Origin of the sequence: Aestuariirhabdus litorea (assembly GCF_003864255.1) — a bacterium.
Lineage (GTDB): Bacteria > Pseudomonadota > Gammaproteobacteria > Pseudomonadales > Aestuariirhabdaceae > Aestuariirhabdus > Aestuariirhabdus litorea.
Map to the genome: position 1 here is coordinate 1,489,270 of NZ_QWEZ01000001.1, position 15,049 is coordinate 1,504,318.

The window sequence follows — 15,049 nt, forward strand, 5'->3', positions numbered from 1 at the left end:
CACCTATCCAGCCTAAACGACCAGCAAGGGCGCAGGGAGTGCGCCCGCTAGGGGGTGTCCGCCGCTTTACGGCCCAGCGATTTAACGGCGTCTCGCAACACCTGTGCGGCTGCATAGAAGACCAGCATAGGGTCGAGGAGATAGTCCCACAGGTTTCTCGACTCAAGCCCCCACTCCAGAATCCAGAGCAGCAAGGCCAGACAGAAGAGAGCAACAGCCCACCAACAGCGGAGGTAAACCATCGCCAGCGTCAAGGCACCCAAAGGCAACACCAGGGCTGAGCTAAACCCCCAGCGGTAAGGGTCCGTCAAACCGACCCCCAGGGAAAAGGTATAAAAGGGAATCGCAACCAGTAGCGTCAAAAGCGAGAGCATCCGCCACTGGGCCTCGTTGACCGGGCTCTTGATCAGCGCCGCCCGTTCCAGAGCACTCATCGTCAGCAGCCCCAGCGTAAGAATGGAGAAGTCCCCCAACCCGCCCCTCAGCAGATCAATGAGCGCGACACCCTCCATCAGAGGAAGGGGAAGCAGGAGAATCAGTACGATGCCCACCACCGAAAGCAGGCGGTGGGAAGAGAGGGAGCGCGGTAGCAGGCAGAAGAGCAGCAGCCCGTACCCGCTCAACGACAGGGTCCATGGAATCATTACAACAGGCTCCTTAACCAGCCTTCACTGAACTCCAGATGCTTGATGGCGCTGCGGTTCCAGGTAAAAACCACCTGTATATTGCCCGACCGGGTTCTGATGGCGTAGGGGTAGTCGTATTGGAAGTAGCAGCTATCGGCCCGACACATCTCTCCGCTCGCTCTCCCTTTCAGTTCGGCCAGCTCGCCATGTCGATGGGGGTAGGGTTTTAGCAGCTCTGAAAGCTCCGCTTCCATCATCTGCTCAAACTCCCTTCGTTGCGGGCGGTTGGCGTACAAGTGGGAGGCATCCTCAAAGTAATGCGCCACCCGCCACTCCCCCTCAGGGGACGCCACCAGGAGCGCCAGACGATCGCGTTCATCCTCGGTGTCGTTACCGATAAGCCACTCCATGCCCAAGGCACTGAAACCGGCCAGGGCGGAATTCGGGTTGGCGACCCCGATTTTTTCCGGAGTATCAGCAGCTTCCTCATGAACAAGCCTTGTCTTGAGGACACGATAGGGTCCCTCCTCGCCGGCAAAGCGCAGATACACATGGGCATGCTCGGGCGAACGGGGCAGGACCACCGGCTGCAAGGACTCTTTGCCATCGCTCAGGCGCACCTTATCGATCAGGCGGCCATCCTGGTCAAGACGCAAAACCTCGCCGAACTTACCAGCAAACTCGTGATACGCCGGCACCCCCAAGGTGCCATCTTCGTATCGAAAGGGAACCCCTTTGACCAGGGTGCTGAGATTAAAAAAAGGTGAGGTCACCAGCCGTTCCGGGATTCCCCAACTGAGCCCTGCATCGGTCGATTTGATCAGGTTCAGTTGACTGGTCGCCCACCCCCCAACCGAGACACTGACGTAAATCATCCATAACTGGCCATCAGGGCCATTAACCAGAACCGGGTTGCCCAGCTTCTTGATAAATCGACGGGTACCCTCCTGGGTCATCCTGGGAGAAACCAGGGTAAAACTCGGGGTCCAATTGCTGGTTTTGGGATCATAGTAGGCGCCATCAATGGTGACATCACGGGCTCCCTCTCGACTCCCCCCGAACCAGGCGGCCAGCAGGCGCCCATCCTCGAGCTCCACGATACTGGGGGCATGCACCATTATCGTTTTACCATCGGAAGCGATGCGTTCACGCAGGATCACCTCATCACCGGTGTCAGCGTACCGGGCAAGCTGGAAGCGTTGCTCCGGCTCTCCGGGAGCCACAAGCCATACCCCTACAAACAGCAAACTTACAGCGAGCGCTATCGCCCACTGCAGTCCGAACTTAGGATCCAACAAGCCTATTCATCTCCCAACATCATGAACCGCCCTGGGCCTGGCGGCCACTGCGGCAACTACTGATCCGGTCCCGTGTATCTACCAATTACCGGGCTCCTCAAAAGCGGATAGCCTAATGAGTCTGCGAACATCAGACAAGCTGTGGTCAGCCCACAAAGGAGGGAACGTGATCGCCGGCACCATTATTTCCAACCTGAACCTGCGCGAGCAGGTTGCAGCCGCCCTCCTGACCCTGCAGGGCAGGCAGATCTCCCTCGACCAGTACCTGCTGGCCAAAGGCTATCGATTCACCTCTGCGGAGGTCAGGCAGCGCTTCATCCAAACCCTCAGCTATGTCAGCGAGCGCATGCGCCAGACCGTTGACGAGCTGGAGGAGAAACGCCCCCACCTTCGATTGGTTAAGGGTTAGCCTGCGGCTCCCTCATTGGTCGCACTGCGGCGGTTGATCGGCATCATCGGATAGCCACTTACCTCTTCGAGGCGCACCTTGAGGCTGCGGATCTGCCTCAGGTTGCCGTTCCAGTCGTAGCGATAGATACCGCTTTTACGCGCCGTAACGTGCAACACCCCGGCTTCCGCAACATTGACCAGCAGATGGGTGTGACCGGCACTTGAGGTATCGAAAACCAGCGTCAGGGGCGTTGATAGAGGGTGGTCGGGCTGGAAGCTCCAGCCCAGCAGGCTCGCCACCTCCATCAGGTGACCATAGAGCACTGCACTATCCTTGCAGGAGTGCATATAGGATCGTGAGACGACCCCTACCACTGCGCCCTTCATTCGCGGACCGCCCCTTATATGACAAACCAATGACGCTGATAATACCCAATACCGACAAATTAAACAGCTATTTGGGGTACCGACTGGCAAGACCTTGATAAAGGTCATGGGAAAAGCTGTCCCGGCTTGCGTCCAGCTCAAGCAATAGCTCGGTCAGGTGCTCGTTATCCTCTCGCCCCTGCCACTGTTTCTGATACTCGCCGGTTTTGTAACCGTGATCCTGGCGAAAACGGTTGAGGATATTTTTCCCCACGTAGGAGCGGTAGAGCTCGTCAAAGCTCATGCCAACCGCCAGCATCACCCGCGCAAACGCCTCCAACTCTGCGGAGCGGGAACCCAGGGTCGCATGGGCCAGGGCTTCAAAGGCTTCAATGATACCCATCGGTTGCTCCGAATCGAGCACCCCCTGCATTTGCCGGGCAAACCCTATAACCGCTTCATCTTGCGGAATCTCGCCACAGTCCTGGATCAGCTGCGCCCACAGGAAGTGCGCAATATCGACCACCTCCAACACAATCTGCTCACGGTTATCACTGCCATGCTTCCACCATTTCCAGTCACAATGGTCATTCACCGCCTCGGCCGCCTCCAGCCAGACGGCCCTAAACCAGGGACGATCCAACTCGATCCAGTTATGGTTGATCTTGCGATTGATCTCATCCTGCAACTGCAGCATCGTTTTCAGTTGATTCATGGTAACTCTCTTTTAAACCTGACCCGACCCGGACCCAATTACTCTTCTGGCGCCGCCACTTTAGGGGGAGCCTCTATCTGCGAAACCTGATCACCCGCATCCCCATCGGCGGACTCCAACAATGATTTGGGGAGTTCCTTCTTGACCCGAACCCCCAGCTCAAGAAAGCGTTGACTCTGGCGCACCAGGTTTCCTCGCCCTTCGCGCAGGCTATTCCAGGCCTCATGCCAGGTTTTCTGGCTGGTATCGATCTGCTTTCCAAGCTTTTCCATCGCTTCGACGACAACCCTGAGCTTGTCGTAAACCTTGGCACCCAGATCCGCCAGTTCTCGAGCGCTGTTGTTCTGGCGTTCCAGGCTCCAGAGGTTGGAAACCGTTCTCAGGGTAGCCAGAAGCGTGGTGGGAGTAACAACGACGATCCGCTTCTCAAACGCTTCCATAAAGAGGCGCTCATCGCGCTCGAACGCGACCATAAAGGCGGGTTCCACCGGCATAAAGAGGAACACGAAATCGGGCGAATTGATGCCCGGCAGTTTCTGGTAAGCCTTGTCGGACAGCCCCCTGATGTGCTGACGAACACTTTCGATATGGGCCCGCAAGGCCACATCTCGCTGGACCTCATCCTCCGCATTCACGTAGCTGGTGTAGGCATTCAGGCTCACTTTGGCATCGACAATGACATGTTTGCCTTCAGGAAGGTCGATGATTACATCGGGGCGATAGATCTTACCCTGGTCATCCCGCACCACCTGTTCACGACGATACTCCAGCCCCTTGCGCAAGCCGCTGCGCTCCAACACGGTTTCCAGCATCAACTCGCCCCAGTTGCCCTGGGTTTTGTTCTCCCCTCGCAGCGCCTTGGTGAGATTACCCGCCTCCTCAGTCATCTTCCGGTTGAGCTTGTGCAGCTCCTCGATCTGGGTACGCAGGCTGGTTCGCTCCTGGCTTTCGCTGGCATAGACATGGTCTACCCGTTTCCGGAAGTTTTCCAGTTGATCCTTAAAGGGCGACAGCAGGGTATCCAGCCCCTTACGGCTCTGCTCCTCAAAACTCTGCTGCTTGCTCTCGAAAATCTGGTTCGCCAGGTGCTCAAACTCCAGTTTAAGCTGCTTGCGATTGTTCTCCAGCAGCGCAAGCTTTTCCTGGGCATGTTGCCGCTCCTGGTCGAGGCTCTCCTTCAGCGCTGAGTGCTGTCGCTCGAGGGCCCCGAGGGATTCCCGCAGCTGAATCAGCTCCTTTTCGGCCGCTGATTCGCGCCGCTCCTGGGACTCAAGCCGATCGCGCAACCCCTGCTCGGTAGCTTGCTGGTGACTTAAGCGCTCACGGGTCTGGGCCAGCTCCGCCAGCACTTTCTCGCGCGCATCCGACAGTTTCACCTGCTGCTCAGCCAGCTCGGAGGAGCGCTCCGACTCGTGTATCAATTGCTGCTTGGCCAGGGCCAGCTCCTGCTCAAGCAGGCTTGCCCGGCTGGCCTCCTGGTCGCAGGAGTCCTGCAAAAGGCGGTTGCAAGCCTGCGAATGGGTTAACTGCCGATACAGCAGCCCAAGGCTCACCATCAACAGCAGCAGCCCCCCGCCCGCTCCCGCCAATACCCACAGCATCAGTTGAGCCTGATCCACTTTCCCCCCTTAGACCGATCGGCTGCCCATGCAGACCGAACATTGTTTTTTCAAGCATGCCAGCCTATCCTATCGCCCCGGCAAACCCAAGAGCGGGTAATACATCTTCCCCAGCTAACACTGACGACGGCTGCGGTTTAAGCGCACGAGAGCACAATGAGCAAAAAAGACGACCTGATCAACCAAAGCCTTGAACGCTGCATGAAAGATGGCACCTTTATGGACCACTTTTACCAGCATTTTATCGATAGCGACCCACGCATTGCTGAAAAATTCACCAATACCGACATGGATAAACAGAAGCGGATGATGGACGCTTCCCTCCATATGCTGATGTTACTCAGCGCCGATTCCTCGGCGGGCATGGGGCACCTGCGCCATATTGGCAAAACCCACAGCCGTGAGCACCACAACATCAACCCTGACCTCTACGATTGCTGGTTTAACAGCCTTATGCAGACGGTCCGCGAATACGACAGCGAACTTACCCCTGAGATAGAGACCGCCTGGGCCGACGTCCTTAAGCCGGGCATGGAGAACATGCGCTCCATGTACTAGCCCTCGCCACCGGGGCCGGCAAACCAGGCCCCGGCGACAGGCTCAGCGCTGACCGATATTGAGTAACACTTTCCCCTGGCGCCCTTTGGTGCTGGCCATTTCCAGCGCAGCGACCACCTCCTCCAGCGCAAACAGGCGCTCCACCGGCGCCTCGAATATCCCCTCCAGCTGCAGCCGCTTAAGTTCACGCAGAATCATCAACATCTGCAGCGGGTGTTGCTGCCCCAGCCAGTTGAGAGCAAAAAAACCGGTCAGGCGAGCAACCGGCATCATCAGGTCTCGCGAGGGAAGCGTGATGGGGTGGTTCGCCAGCGTGCCGAAGAGCACCATATGGCCACCAAGGCCGAGACATTGCACCATCGCCCCAGCCAGCCCCCCCCCCACCGCATCCATGGCATAATCGGCGCCTTTGCCGCCGGTGATCTCCGCCACCTGGTCACTCAGCCCTTCACCCTCACCCACCAGCACATGCCGGGCCCCCATCGCCAACAGCTGGTCGGCGCTCTCCTTGCTGCGCACCAGATTAATGGTATTGACCCCCAACTGCTCCGCCAGCCGGATCACTATCTTCCCGAGGGAGGAAGCAGCGGCGCTCTGCAGCAACCAGCCTCCCCGCTTTACCCGCAGCACACGAGTCAACATCACATAAGCGGACAAGGGGTTTACGATAAACATGGCCGCCTGCTCATCACTGAGCTGATCGGGAACCGGCAAGGCTTTCCTGGCATCCACCACACAGTAGTCCTGCCAGGTTCCATGGGGCGGGCCACCGGCCACTGCCACCCGCCTCCCCTTAAGGCGACGAGCCAGCCAGCCACTGCCACAGGCCTCTACCACACCCACCCCCTCACCGCCGAGGGCATAGGGCAGCTCCGGGTAGGGAAGGCGCCCCTCAGGATCAAAAACCGGGTGCGGGCGCCCACGGTTCCAGACCAGGTGCTCCAGCGCCTGTCGGTAGTCACCGCGGATAAAGTTGAGATCAGAGGGGTTAACCGGGCTCAGCAACATCTTCACCCGGACCTGCCCCGGGCCTGGGGTGGGTGGCTCTACATCGACCAGTTGTACTCGATCAAAACCTTCCGATAAGTGGGTAATCTGTACCGATCTCATTCATCCCCCATAGCCCCTGCGGGCGTCCAATTAACACTTCACCCCGGCACCGGGGCTATGAAATAATGATGATGAGAGAGCCTGCATCACCCAGTTCCGAGGGGCGCTATGATCAACCACATTCAACGCGTGTTTGAACTCATTAGCCAAGGCCATTTTGCCACCATCGTTTATCAGGGGCAGCGCCTGAGTGATGCCGAACTCAATGCCCTTGCCTATATGGTTGAGCACCGCGATCCACCCTCCTTCGCCATCCCCGAACTCAACCGGGCCCTTGGGCTCAAAAGCTTCGATGCCGAACCGGTCTCCCACCTGCTGGCGCAGCTCAGTAGCAGCTGCATCGAAATCACCCTACCGGAAAAAAGGCAGCACATCGAGTTGATCAGCCGCTACAGCATCCGCCCCCCAAAGGTAATCTGCGAATTCCCCGCCGCCTTCATCGAGCTAGTGACGACCGGAGACCTCAACCGTCGTCCGAACTGATCCCCGAGGGTCAAGTACCTCAAGCGGAAGCAGTGGCGAGGACTTGATCTGGCACAGCTGTATATTCGAGCGGATGGAGGCCACCCCGGGCATTTTCATCAACTGATCAGTAATAAAACTGGAAAACGCCTGCAGGTTACGGGCAACCACCCTGAGCTCATAATCCCCCTCCCCGGTTACCAGCAGGCACTCGGTGATCTCTGGCCTCTGCCTGACCGCCTCCTCGAAGGCCGCAGTGATGTTGTCACGATGCTTCTCGAGATTGATATTGATGAGCGCGACTACATCCAGCCCCAGAAGGGGCGCATTCACCTGTGCATGGTAGCCGGTGATTACCCCCTCCTCCTCCAACCGCTGCAAGCGCCTGGCACATTGTGACGGAGAGAGGCTTACCCGCTCCGAGAGGGTGACATGGGAGAGCCTCGCATCGCGCTGCAGCTCGTGAATAATTCGAAGATCGTAGCGATCCAGCACCCTCTGCTCTGCCATAGAATCTACCTTAAACGCTCATATATGCATGATTCACGCATATTAATGGAGATGAATACAACTTTAATGCACAGGATAGAGAATTACCCCTGCAGAACGCAAGGATACCGCAACCCCGTTTGGCTACCATGGGAGGATTCCCGATTAAGGAGATAGCGATGACGACAATGGCAGAATCCCTTCTCAGAGGGTTAAAAGCAAACGGGGCCCGCCAGCTGTTTGGTATTCCAGGTGATTTCGCCCTTCCCTTTTTCAAGGTGATTGAGCAATCCGGGATCCTCCCCCTTTTCACCCTGAGCCACGAGCCGGGAGTGGGCTTTGCCGCCGATGCCGCCGCTCGCAGTGGCGATGGCATCGGCGTGGCCGTGGTGACCTATGGGGCCGGTGCCTTTAACATGGTGAACCCCGTGGCCTGCGCCTACGCCGAGAAATCGCCGCTGGTGGTTATCTCCGGTGCGCCGGGGGTAGCCGAAGGCCAGGACGGTTTGCTCCTGCACCACCAGGCTAAAACCCTCAGTTCCCAGCAGGAAATGTTCAAGGAGATCACCTGCGACCAGGCGATTCTGACCGACCCCCGAACGGCACACGCCGACATTGCACGGGTTCTGCAAAGCTGCCGGGAGCAATCGCGCCCCGTTTACATCGAGTTCCCGCGAGACCTTGTCGACGCGCCCTGCGAAGAGGTCCCCCTCCTGCAGCAAACCCCCGGCAACCCTGAGGCGGTAACCGCCTGTGCCCAGGAGGTGTTGCAGCGTATCGCCGCCGCTAACGCCCCCCTGATCCTGGCCGGGGTTGAGGTTCGCCGCTACGGGCTGGAGGCCAAAGTGGCCGAACTGTCGAGGCGGTTGCGGCTTCCGGTCGCCACCACCTTTATGGGGCGTGGCCTGTTCTCCAATACACCCTGTGAGCTGATTGGCTCCTACATTGGCATAGCTGGTGACCCTGAGGTAAGCCGGTCAGTCGAAGAGTCCGACCAGTTATTGATGCTGGGAGTCATTCTGTGCGACACCAACTTCGGAGTCTCAAGCAAACGCCTTGATATCCGTAACACCGTCAACGCCTCCGATCGGCAGGTTAAGGTGGGCTATCACCAATATCCGCAGATTCCCCTGAGCGAACTGGTTGACCAGCTACTGGTCGAAACCGCCAGTGTGGCTGAACACCGCCCGGCGACCCCTCCGGACTACCCCCGTGACCTTTGCGCCGATAACGCGCCCATCCAGCCAACCGACATCGCCCGTGCCGTTAATGACCTCTTCGCGCAACGGGGCCCGATGCCGATCGCCTCAGACATGGGCGACTGCCTCTTCACCGCGATGGATATGGAGAACACCCACCTCGTGGCTCCCGGTTATTACGCTACCATGGGCTTCGGGGTGCCGGCAGGAATCGGCCTGCAAGCCGAGCTCGGACAGCGCCCCATCATCCTCGTGGGGGACGGAGCATTCCAGATGACCGGCTGGGAGCTGGGCAACTGCCGACGCTACGGCCTGGACCCCATTGTCCTGCTCTTCAACAACTGCTGTTGGGGGATGCTCGCCACCTTCCAGCCCGAGACCCACTTCAACACCCTGGACGACTGGCAGTTTGCGAGTATGGCGAGCGCTATGGGCGGGGATGGCACCCGGGTTAGCACACGGGCAGAGCTGGAGCATGCGCTAAAGAAAGCGGTGGAGACGACCGACCGCTTCCAGCTGATTGAGATCATGATGACGCCCGAAGCTCGCTCCTCGACCCTGCAACATTTCGTCGACGCCCACAAAAAACGCTCAGGCATGGGTCAATAAACAAAGGAAGACTGAGGGGTAAGGCAAGCGGTTACCCTGAACCGCTTTGCCACGTATAATGGCGCGCCCTACCCCAGTGACAAGGCCCCTGTACCGTGACCGCTCTCGATCGCACCTTCTCAGTCGCCCCCATGATGGACTGGACCGACCGGCACCAGCGTTACTTCCTGCGACTGATCAGCCAACACTGCCTGCTGTACACCGAGATGGTCACCACCGGCGCCTTGATCCACGGCGACCGTGAGCGTTTCCTGCGCTTCAATGCAGAGGAGCATCCTGTGGCGATCCAGCTGGGGGGAAGCGATCCCGCCGACCTGGCCCTCTGTGCCCGCTACGCGGAAGAGCACGGCTACGATGAGGTGAACCTCAATGTGGGTTGCCCCAGTGACCGGGTCCAGAACGGCCGTATCGGCGCCTGCCTGATGGCCGAACCCAAGACCGTAGCGGACTGCATCAAAGCGATGCAGGATCGAGTATCCATTCCGGTGACGGTCAAGCACCGAATCGGTATCAATGGGCGGGAGTCTTTTGAGGAGCTGACTGATTTTGTTGGCACCCTTGCCGACACTGGCTGCTCCACCTTCATTGTGCATGCTCGCATCGCCATTCTGGAGGGGCTCAGCCCCAAGCAGAACCGTGAGATCCCCCCCCTTAAATACGACTGGGTGTATCGCCTGAAAACACTGTTTCCCCAGCTTGAGATCATCATCAATGGAGGCATTACCAGCCTCGAGCAGTGCCAGCAACACCTTGAAGCAGTTGATGGAGTCATGGTCGGTCGGGAAGCCTACCACCACCCCTACCTGCTGGCCGGGGTGGATCGTCTTTTTTATGGCAGCTCAACCACCGCCCCCTCTCGCCACCAGGTCATAGAGCTGATGACCCCCTACATCGAGCAGCAGTTGGCAAATGGCGTGGCCCTGCAACACATCACCCGCCATATTCTGGGGCTCTTCCACCTGCAGCCGGGCGCCAAGCGATTCCGCCGCCATCTCAGTGAAAATGCCTGGAAGGCCGGAGCCGGATTAGAGACCCTGATGGAGGCCGTATCCCTCTGCCCCGAAGGCTCCGGGTAAGGGCACCAGGCGTTCTCCCCCCCGCTCAGGGGTGGTACACTCAATGGCCACATTGGAGGAACCATGCCGCAACTCAGCCAACTCGACCAGCTTAGGGAACTGACCACCGTCGTCGCCGACACCGGCGATATCGAAGCCATTAAGCGCTACCAGCCGGTGGATGCGACCACCAACCCCTCGTTACTGCTTAAAGCCGCACAGATGGAGCAGTATGGCCCCCTACTGCGCAGTGCCAAGCAGTGGGCCGCCAGCCAGGAGGGCAGTGACGCTGAGATTCTCGGTTACTGCGTGGACAAGTTCGCGGTTGAGATTGGACGCGAAATCCTGCAGGTCATCCCCGGTCGCATCTCCACCGAGGTGGATGCACGACTCTCCTTCAATACCCGGGCCACCGTCGAGCGTGCCCAGCGGCTGATCGACCTCTACCAACAGGCCGACATACCCGCCGAACGGGTTTTGATTAAAATTGCATCGACCTGGGAAGGGGTGCGGGCCGCCGAACAGCTGGAGCGTTCGGGGATCAATTGCAACCTCACCCTGCTGTTCGGCTTCGGACAGGCCCAGGCCTGCGCCGATGCCGGCGTACACCTCATATCTCCCTTCGTCGGCCGCATTCTCGACTGGCACAAGGCCAATAGCGGGCGGGACAGCTACCCCGCCCATGAGGACCCCGGCGTACTGTCGGTCGCTCGAATTTTTAATTACTACAAGGCTCAGGGTTACAAGACCGTAGTCATGGGGGCCAGCTTCCGCAATATCGACGAAATCCGCCACCTCGCCGGTTGTGATCGTCTCACCATCAGCCCTGCCCTGCTCGACGAGCTGGGCGCCTCCAGCGACCCCCTTCCCCGCAAGCTCTTTGCCGACAACCCGGTCAACGATGATCCAAGGCAGAGCCCAACGGAGCAGGATTTCCGCTGGACCCTCAACGAGGATGCGATGGCGACTGAGAAACTGGCGGAGGGAATCCGTAACTTTGCCGCCGACCAGAACAAGCTCGAAGCCATGCTGAAGGCGATGGGGTAATTAGTCGTGCTGCAATCGCTGAAACAGTTTTTTGAGCAGCTGCAGGAGGCCCCACAGGCAGCTGAGTACAAACATAACCTGGAGCTGGCCTGTGCCGTACTCCTGATGGAGATCAGCAAGGCCGATGCCGAGACCAGCAGCGAAGAGCTTGAGCAGATACGCTCCATCGTAAATCGGCTGGGGGTGACGACCGAGGAGATAGACAGCCTGCTGGCGATGGCGCAAGCTCAATCCGCCGAGGTCACCTCCCTCCACCCCTTCGTCAAGCTGGTAAACGACCAGCTCGAGTATTCGCAGAAGGTGGCCCTGGTCAGGTCGATGTGGCAGGTAGCCTATACCGACGACCAGCTGGATAAATACGAGGAGTACCAGATCCGTAAACTGGCGGACCTACTCTATGTCGCCCACAGTGATTTTATTCGGACCAAAATTGAGGTGCTTGAGGCGCGACAGCCCTAGGGCGCTTGCCGCCCTAACCTATTTGCTTTCCAGGTTTTTTACCAACTCACTAAAGGCTTCACGGTTACGCTCGTTAAGATCCATCAGGGTACGATGGGCGTTCAGCACATGCCCCTTAACCACCTGCTCGGAGCAGGTCTCGCACACAATCTCCTTCAGGGGTACCGCTTCAAATTCAGCCGTTTCCAGCAGGTTGAAGACCCTGTCAAACCCCATACTCAAAAGAATACGGGTAATATCGGGATTCGTGGAGACAATGGTGGGCACATACTCAAAGCGCTTTTTGGCCTGTACCGCCAGCTTGGCCAGCATACCCAGCGACGTGCTATCGATACCCTCGGTCTGGGTAAGGTCAATAAGCACCGAGTGAAAACCCGGATCCTTAAACATTTTATCAAGAAACTGATCAAGCGAATTACAGAGTGTGAGGCGCACATCACCGGTAAATTTTAACCGGTAGTCACCATGCTCACCCGCTGCTTGAATTTTGCCTGCATTCATTAGTGGTTCCTGCTTAACACCAATACCGCAATATCATCGGGCGATTCCGTCAACGTATCCAACCCGAAGGCCGCCTTAATAGACTCTACATCCTTACTCTTTTGGATCACAGAGAGCAGCTGCGATTCCTTATCTGAGAGTCTTTTTTGGGGCAAAAGATCCAAAATACCATCGGAAAAAGCGACCAGGCTGAAGGTGTCGGGAAGACTGATCTGATGATCATCATACTCGGCATGGTCAAAAATTCCGACCGGAAATCCACCACCCTCGAGAAACTCCGCCTTGTCACCACTGACCATGACCGGCAGCGGAAAGTGCCCACCAACCGAATAAGTGAGGGTATTGCGCCGGGTATCGATAACCCCGCCAAACATGGTGACGTGCTTGCCCAGATCCGTGTTGAGCAACCCGCGGTTCAGGTAAGCAAGAATCTCCGACGGATAGACCGGCTGGCTGGCACCCCGATCGCGATATTCCCGCCGCAACCGGAAAGTCATGTGCTTGAGCAGAATGGTGACAAAGGCCGAAGAGGCGCCATGCCCTGACACATCGGCGAGATAAAACCCGAAACTGTGGTCATTAAGGGGGATGAGATCGACGAAATCCCCACTGAGGTAGAGCGAGGGGCAGATGTGGTATTCGAAACGAAAGTCTGCAACGGTCTGGGGAGACTCCGGCAACAGCTTCTGCTGCACCTGCCGACCGGCACGCTGGTCTTCCTGCAGCTCTGCCAGGCTGGCCTGCAGGCTCTTGATCGCTGTTTCAAGGTTTTCCCGGTAAGACTGGTTATCCCGCTCCAGCTGGAGCTGCTGCAAGGCCCTCATCACCGAATGCTCAAGCACTTCGAGATCGACAATAGGCTTGATCAGGTAGTCACTGGCACCCAGGCGTAAGGCCTCAACAACATCGCTCATCACCCCCGCCCCGGAAACCACAATCACCGGGGTGTGGGGGGCAATATCCCGGATTGAGCGAAGAACAGAGAGGCCGTCCATGCGCGGCATCCTGAGATCGCAGATCACCACATCCGGCTGCTCTTTCTTGATCAGCTCCAGACCGGAAAATCCATTTTCCGCCTGAAAGATAGTGAAACCGCTGTCTTCGAGATAGGCCGCCACACTTTCTCGTACGGGGGCCTCATCATCAATTACCAGCAGACTTTTACCTGCAGGAGCCATAGCCTTTAAAAGCCACCTCTAGTTTCGTCCAATGAGCGGGATACGTTGGATATCTGTTAGGTATAGACCAAAGCAGCTGCCTGACGACAGCCTGCCTGGCCTGCCCGCAGGTATGGAAAATCCGAAGACCACCCTCAAGGTGGCACTATGGGGTTAAACCTTACTCCCTTATAGATTGTCTAGCAAGGGGGGCTGTAGTTTGAGAACAATTGCGCATAACCCCATATTTTGTCCCCTTTCTCATTGAAATTACTATATGTGGGGGGTATAAAACCTATGACCATTATGACAAGTTAAGGGGGGAGCCATGGCTATGTCGGATAGGCAGTACAGTGAAAAAAGGGATTTTATGCGCATGCAGATCGATTCCACCGCCCAGGTCATTCGATCGAGCGGCGAGAGCCTGTCGGTGCGTTGCAGTAACTTGAGCAGCTCCGGGGTTCTGCTGGAGTCCCCACAGGCATTACCAGCCGGTGAACAGCTGATTATAACCATTCCATCCGAGAGACCCGAGTTTCCTGACTTCTGCGCAGAGGCCCGGGTAGTCCGTAGCAGCGAGGTGGTTGATGATCTTTGCCGTATCGCGCTGTCGATCGAACGCATTAAGTAGCTGAGCATCAAGCCAAAAAAAACCGATAGCGATATCGGTTTTTTTTGGCTGAAGCGAACACAAACCTAAAAGTCGTCCTCCACCCTTTCGCCGGTTATGTCGAAGCGCCGGCTCTGCAGGTAGGCGTCCCGGATAAAGCTGTACTTATCGCCGATAATCAGCTCCTCCGCCTTGAGGAGCGATGCTCTTTTTTCGACCGCAAGACCCGTCTGAAGCACAGCCCGTCGCTCCCACCCCTCGACGTAGGTGACGGGCCACATCCGGTTTGACGGATAGATGGCCGCCGCATCCCGTAAGGTATGTGGCCCCAACAGGGGCACCATCAGGTAGGGCCCATCGCCTACCCCCCACTTACCCAGGGTAGTTCCCAGGCTGGTGGAGTCAGCTTCGATCCCAAAGGAGTCTGCCACATCCACCAGGCACACCATCCCTAAAGTGCAGTTGATGAGGAAACGGGCCAGTTGCTTCAGGCCACGGGACGGTTCTCCCTGGAGCATCAGGTTGACACCATCGGCGGGGGCAAAACTGGTGCCATAGAAGCTGGAAACCAGCCCCCTAAGCGGCTCAGGTACCGTAGACACATAACCTTCGGCTACGGGTTTAAGCAGATAGCGGTCCATCCCTTCATTGAACTGGAAAATCTTCCGGTTCATAGGCTCCCAGGGGTCGGGATCAGTGAGCTCGTTGGCATAGACTCCGCTCCACCCGGTGAACAGGTAGCTCATTATCAGGAGGCAGCCAGCCCACCACCGCCGTTG

The 15,049-nt window shown here is 57.7% G+C and carries 18 protein-coding genes; 8 read left to right on the forward strand and 10 right to left on the reverse strand.

Features of this window, described 5'->3' with window-relative positions:
* Positions 1-47: 47 nt before the first annotated feature.
* Together D0544_RS06950 and D0544_RS06955 are read right to left on the reverse strand one after the other, a co-directional pair.
* Positions 48-644, reverse strand: a complete 597-nt coding sequence (locus tag D0544_RS06950; protein ID WP_125015254.1) for a hypothetical protein — start codon at positions 642-644, stop codon at positions 48-50.
* Positions 644-1,921, reverse strand: coding sequence for an exo-alpha-sialidase (locus tag D0544_RS06955; RefSeq protein ID WP_125015255.1), 1,278 nt, complete (start codon positions 1,919-1,921; stop codon positions 644-646). The genes D0544_RS06950 and D0544_RS06955 overlap by 1 nt, the downstream gene beginning before the upstream one ends.
* A 118-nt stretch (positions 1,922-2,039) precedes the next feature.
* On the opposite strand from D0544_RS06955, the gene D0544_RS06960 reads away from it, so the two are divergent.
* A complete protein-coding gene (locus D0544_RS06960) occupies positions 2,040-2,333 on the forward strand; it encodes a hypothetical protein (protein ID WP_125015256.1) in 294 nt (97 codons plus the stop codon).
* Here D0544_RS06960 and D0544_RS06965 read toward each other — a convergent pair.
* From D0544_RS06965 to D0544_RS06975, 3 genes are all read right to left on the reverse strand, one after another.
* Positions 2,330-2,701: a hypothetical protein gene (locus D0544_RS06965; protein WP_125015257.1), complete on the reverse strand. Its 372-nt coding sequence runs from the start codon at positions 2,699-2,701 to the stop codon at positions 2,330-2,332. The two genes, D0544_RS06960 and D0544_RS06965, sit on opposite strands and share 4 nt — an antisense overlap.
* A 67-nt stretch (positions 2,702-2,768) precedes the next feature.
* The gene (locus D0544_RS06970; protein WP_125015258.1) at positions 2,769-3,395 is read right to left on the reverse strand and encodes a dUTP diphosphatase; all 627 of its coding nucleotides are present in this window, start codon (positions 3,393-3,395) and stop codon (positions 2,769-2,771) included.
* Between the two features lie 38 nt (positions 3,396-3,433).
* Positions 3,434-5,014: a DNA recombination protein RmuC gene (locus tag D0544_RS06975; protein WP_243647259.1), complete on the reverse strand. Its 1,581-nt coding sequence runs from the start codon at positions 5,012-5,014 to the stop codon at positions 3,434-3,436.
* A gap of 156 nt (positions 5,015-5,170) precedes the next feature.
* Here D0544_RS06975 and D0544_RS06980 point away from each other — a divergent pair, with 156 nt between their 5' ends.
* The gene (locus D0544_RS06980; protein ID WP_125015259.1) at positions 5,171-5,572 is read left to right on the forward strand and encodes a globin; all 402 of its coding nucleotides are present in this window, start codon (positions 5,171-5,173) and stop codon (positions 5,570-5,572) included.
* Between the two features lie 42 nt (positions 5,573-5,614).
* Here the strand turns inward: D0544_RS06980 and D0544_RS06985 are convergent, their stop codons facing one another.
* On the reverse strand, positions 5,615-6,682 hold the full coding sequence (locus tag D0544_RS06985) for a zinc-dependent alcohol dehydrogenase family protein (protein WP_125015260.1): 1,068 nt from the start codon (positions 6,680-6,682) through the stop codon (positions 5,615-5,617).
* Positions 6,683-6,790: 108 nt separating this feature from the next.
* Here D0544_RS06985 and D0544_RS06990 point away from each other — a divergent pair, with 108 nt between their 5' ends.
* Positions 6,791-7,165 (forward strand): hypothetical protein, encoded by a 375-nt coding sequence (locus tag D0544_RS06990; RefSeq protein ID WP_125015261.1) that lies wholly within the window; start codon positions 6,791-6,793, stop codon positions 7,163-7,165.
* On the opposite strand, the gene D0544_RS06995 is transcribed toward D0544_RS06990, so the two are convergent.
* Entirely contained in the window at positions 7,127-7,654 is a 528-nt protein-coding gene (locus tag D0544_RS06995) for an Lrp/AsnC family transcriptional regulator (RefSeq protein WP_125015262.1), read from the reverse strand. The two genes, D0544_RS06990 and D0544_RS06995, sit on opposite strands and share 39 nt — an antisense overlap.
* Positions 7,655-7,812: 158 nt before the next feature.
* Between D0544_RS06995 and ipdC the strand changes: the two genes are divergently transcribed.
* The 4 genes from ipdC (at position 7,813) to D0544_RS07015 (ending at position 12,002) form a co-directional block, all read left to right on the forward strand.
* The gene (gene ipdC / locus D0544_RS07000) at positions 7,813-9,441 is read left to right on the forward strand and encodes an indolepyruvate/phenylpyruvate decarboxylase (RefSeq protein ID WP_125015263.1); all 1,629 of its coding nucleotides are present in this window, start codon (positions 7,813-7,815) and stop codon (positions 9,439-9,441) included.
* 95 nt (positions 9,442-9,536) lie between these two features.
* Entirely contained in the window at positions 9,537-10,517 is a 981-nt protein-coding gene (gene dusA / locus D0544_RS07005) for a tRNA dihydrouridine(20/20a) synthase DusA (protein ID WP_279387264.1), read from the forward strand.
* 63 nt (positions 10,518-10,580) lie between these two features.
* Positions 10,581-11,543 (forward strand): transaldolase, encoded by a 963-nt coding sequence (gene tal, locus D0544_RS07010; RefSeq protein ID WP_125015264.1) that lies wholly within the window; start codon positions 10,581-10,583, stop codon positions 11,541-11,543.
* 6 nt (positions 11,544-11,549) lie between these two features.
* Positions 11,550-12,002 (forward strand): tellurite resistance TerB family protein, encoded by a 453-nt coding sequence (locus tag D0544_RS07015; RefSeq protein WP_125015265.1) that lies wholly within the window; start codon positions 11,550-11,552, stop codon positions 12,000-12,002.
* Between the two features lie 18 nt (positions 12,003-12,020).
* On the opposite strand, the gene D0544_RS07020 is transcribed toward D0544_RS07015, so the two are convergent.
* Together D0544_RS07020 and D0544_RS07025 are read right to left on the reverse strand one after the other, a co-directional pair.
* A complete protein-coding gene (locus tag D0544_RS07020) occupies positions 12,021-12,503 on the reverse strand; it encodes an STAS domain-containing protein (protein WP_125015266.1) in 483 nt (160 codons plus the stop codon).
* On the reverse strand, positions 12,503-13,681 hold the full coding sequence (locus D0544_RS07025; protein WP_125015267.1) for a SpoIIE family protein phosphatase: 1,179 nt from the start codon (positions 13,679-13,681) through the stop codon (positions 12,503-12,505). The genes D0544_RS07020 and D0544_RS07025 overlap by 1 nt, the downstream gene beginning before the upstream one ends.
* Before the next feature lie 307 nt (positions 13,682-13,988).
* Between D0544_RS07025 and D0544_RS07030 the strand changes: the two genes are divergently transcribed.
* Entirely contained in the window at positions 13,989-14,291 is a 303-nt protein-coding gene (locus D0544_RS07030) for a PilZ domain-containing protein (protein WP_125015268.1), read from the forward strand.
* A 65-nt stretch (positions 14,292-14,356) separates the two neighbouring features.
* On the opposite strand, the gene D0544_RS07035 is transcribed toward D0544_RS07030, so the two are convergent.
* Complete coding sequence (locus D0544_RS07035) at positions 14,357-15,016, reverse strand: MlaA family lipoprotein (RefSeq protein WP_125015269.1); 660 nt, start codon at positions 15,014-15,016, stop codon at positions 14,357-14,359.
* Between the last annotated feature and the right edge of the window lie 33 nt (positions 15,017-15,049).

Coding starts and splice junctions, on each gene's coding strand:
- D0544_RS06950 (WP_125015254.1), bottom strand. CDS start 644: ATGATTCCATGGACCCTGTCGTTGAGCGGGTACGGGCTGCTGCTCTTC.
- D0544_RS06960 (WP_125015256.1), top strand. CDS start 2,040: ATGAGTCTGCGAACATCAGACAAGCTGTGGTCAGCCCACAAAGGAGGG.
- D0544_RS06965 (WP_125015257.1), bottom strand. CDS start 2,701: ATGAAGGGCGCAGTGGTAGGGGTCGTCTCACGATCCTATATGCACTCC.
- D0544_RS06970 (WP_125015258.1), bottom strand. CDS start 3,395: ATGAATCAACTGAAAACGATGCTGCAGTTGCAGGATGAGATCAATCGC.
- D0544_RS06980 (WP_125015259.1), top strand. CDS start 5,171: ATGAGCAAAAAAGACGACCTGATCAACCAAAGCCTTGAACGCTGCATG.
- D0544_RS06985 (WP_125015260.1), bottom strand. CDS start 6,682: ATGAGATCGGTACAGATTACCCACTTATCGGAAGGTTTTGATCGAGTA.
- D0544_RS06990 (WP_125015261.1), top strand. CDS start 6,791: ATGATCAACCACATTCAACGCGTGTTTGAACTCATTAGCCAAGGCCAT.
- D0544_RS06995 (WP_125015262.1), bottom strand. CDS start 7,654: ATGGCAGAGCAGAGGGTGCTGGATCGCTACGATCTTCGAATTATTCAC.
- ipdC (WP_125015263.1), top strand. CDS start 7,813: ATGACGACAATGGCAGAATCCCTTCTCAGAGGGTTAAAAGCAAACGGG.
- tal (WP_125015264.1), top strand. CDS start 10,581: ATGCCGCAACTCAGCCAACTCGACCAGCTTAGGGAACTGACCACCGTC.
- D0544_RS07020 (WP_125015266.1), bottom strand. CDS start 12,503: ATGAATGCAGGCAAAATTCAAGCAGCGGGTGAGCATGGTGACTACCGG.
- D0544_RS07025 (WP_125015267.1), bottom strand. CDS start 13,681: ATGGCTCCTGCAGGTAAAAGTCTGCTGGTAATTGATGATGAGGCCCCC.
- D0544_RS07030 (WP_125015268.1), top strand. CDS start 13,989: ATGGCTATGTCGGATAGGCAGTACAGTGAAAAAAGGGATTTTATGCGC.
- D0544_RS07035 (WP_125015269.1), bottom strand. CDS start 15,016: ATGAGCTACCTGTTCACCGGGTGGAGCGGAGTCTATGCCAACGAGCTC.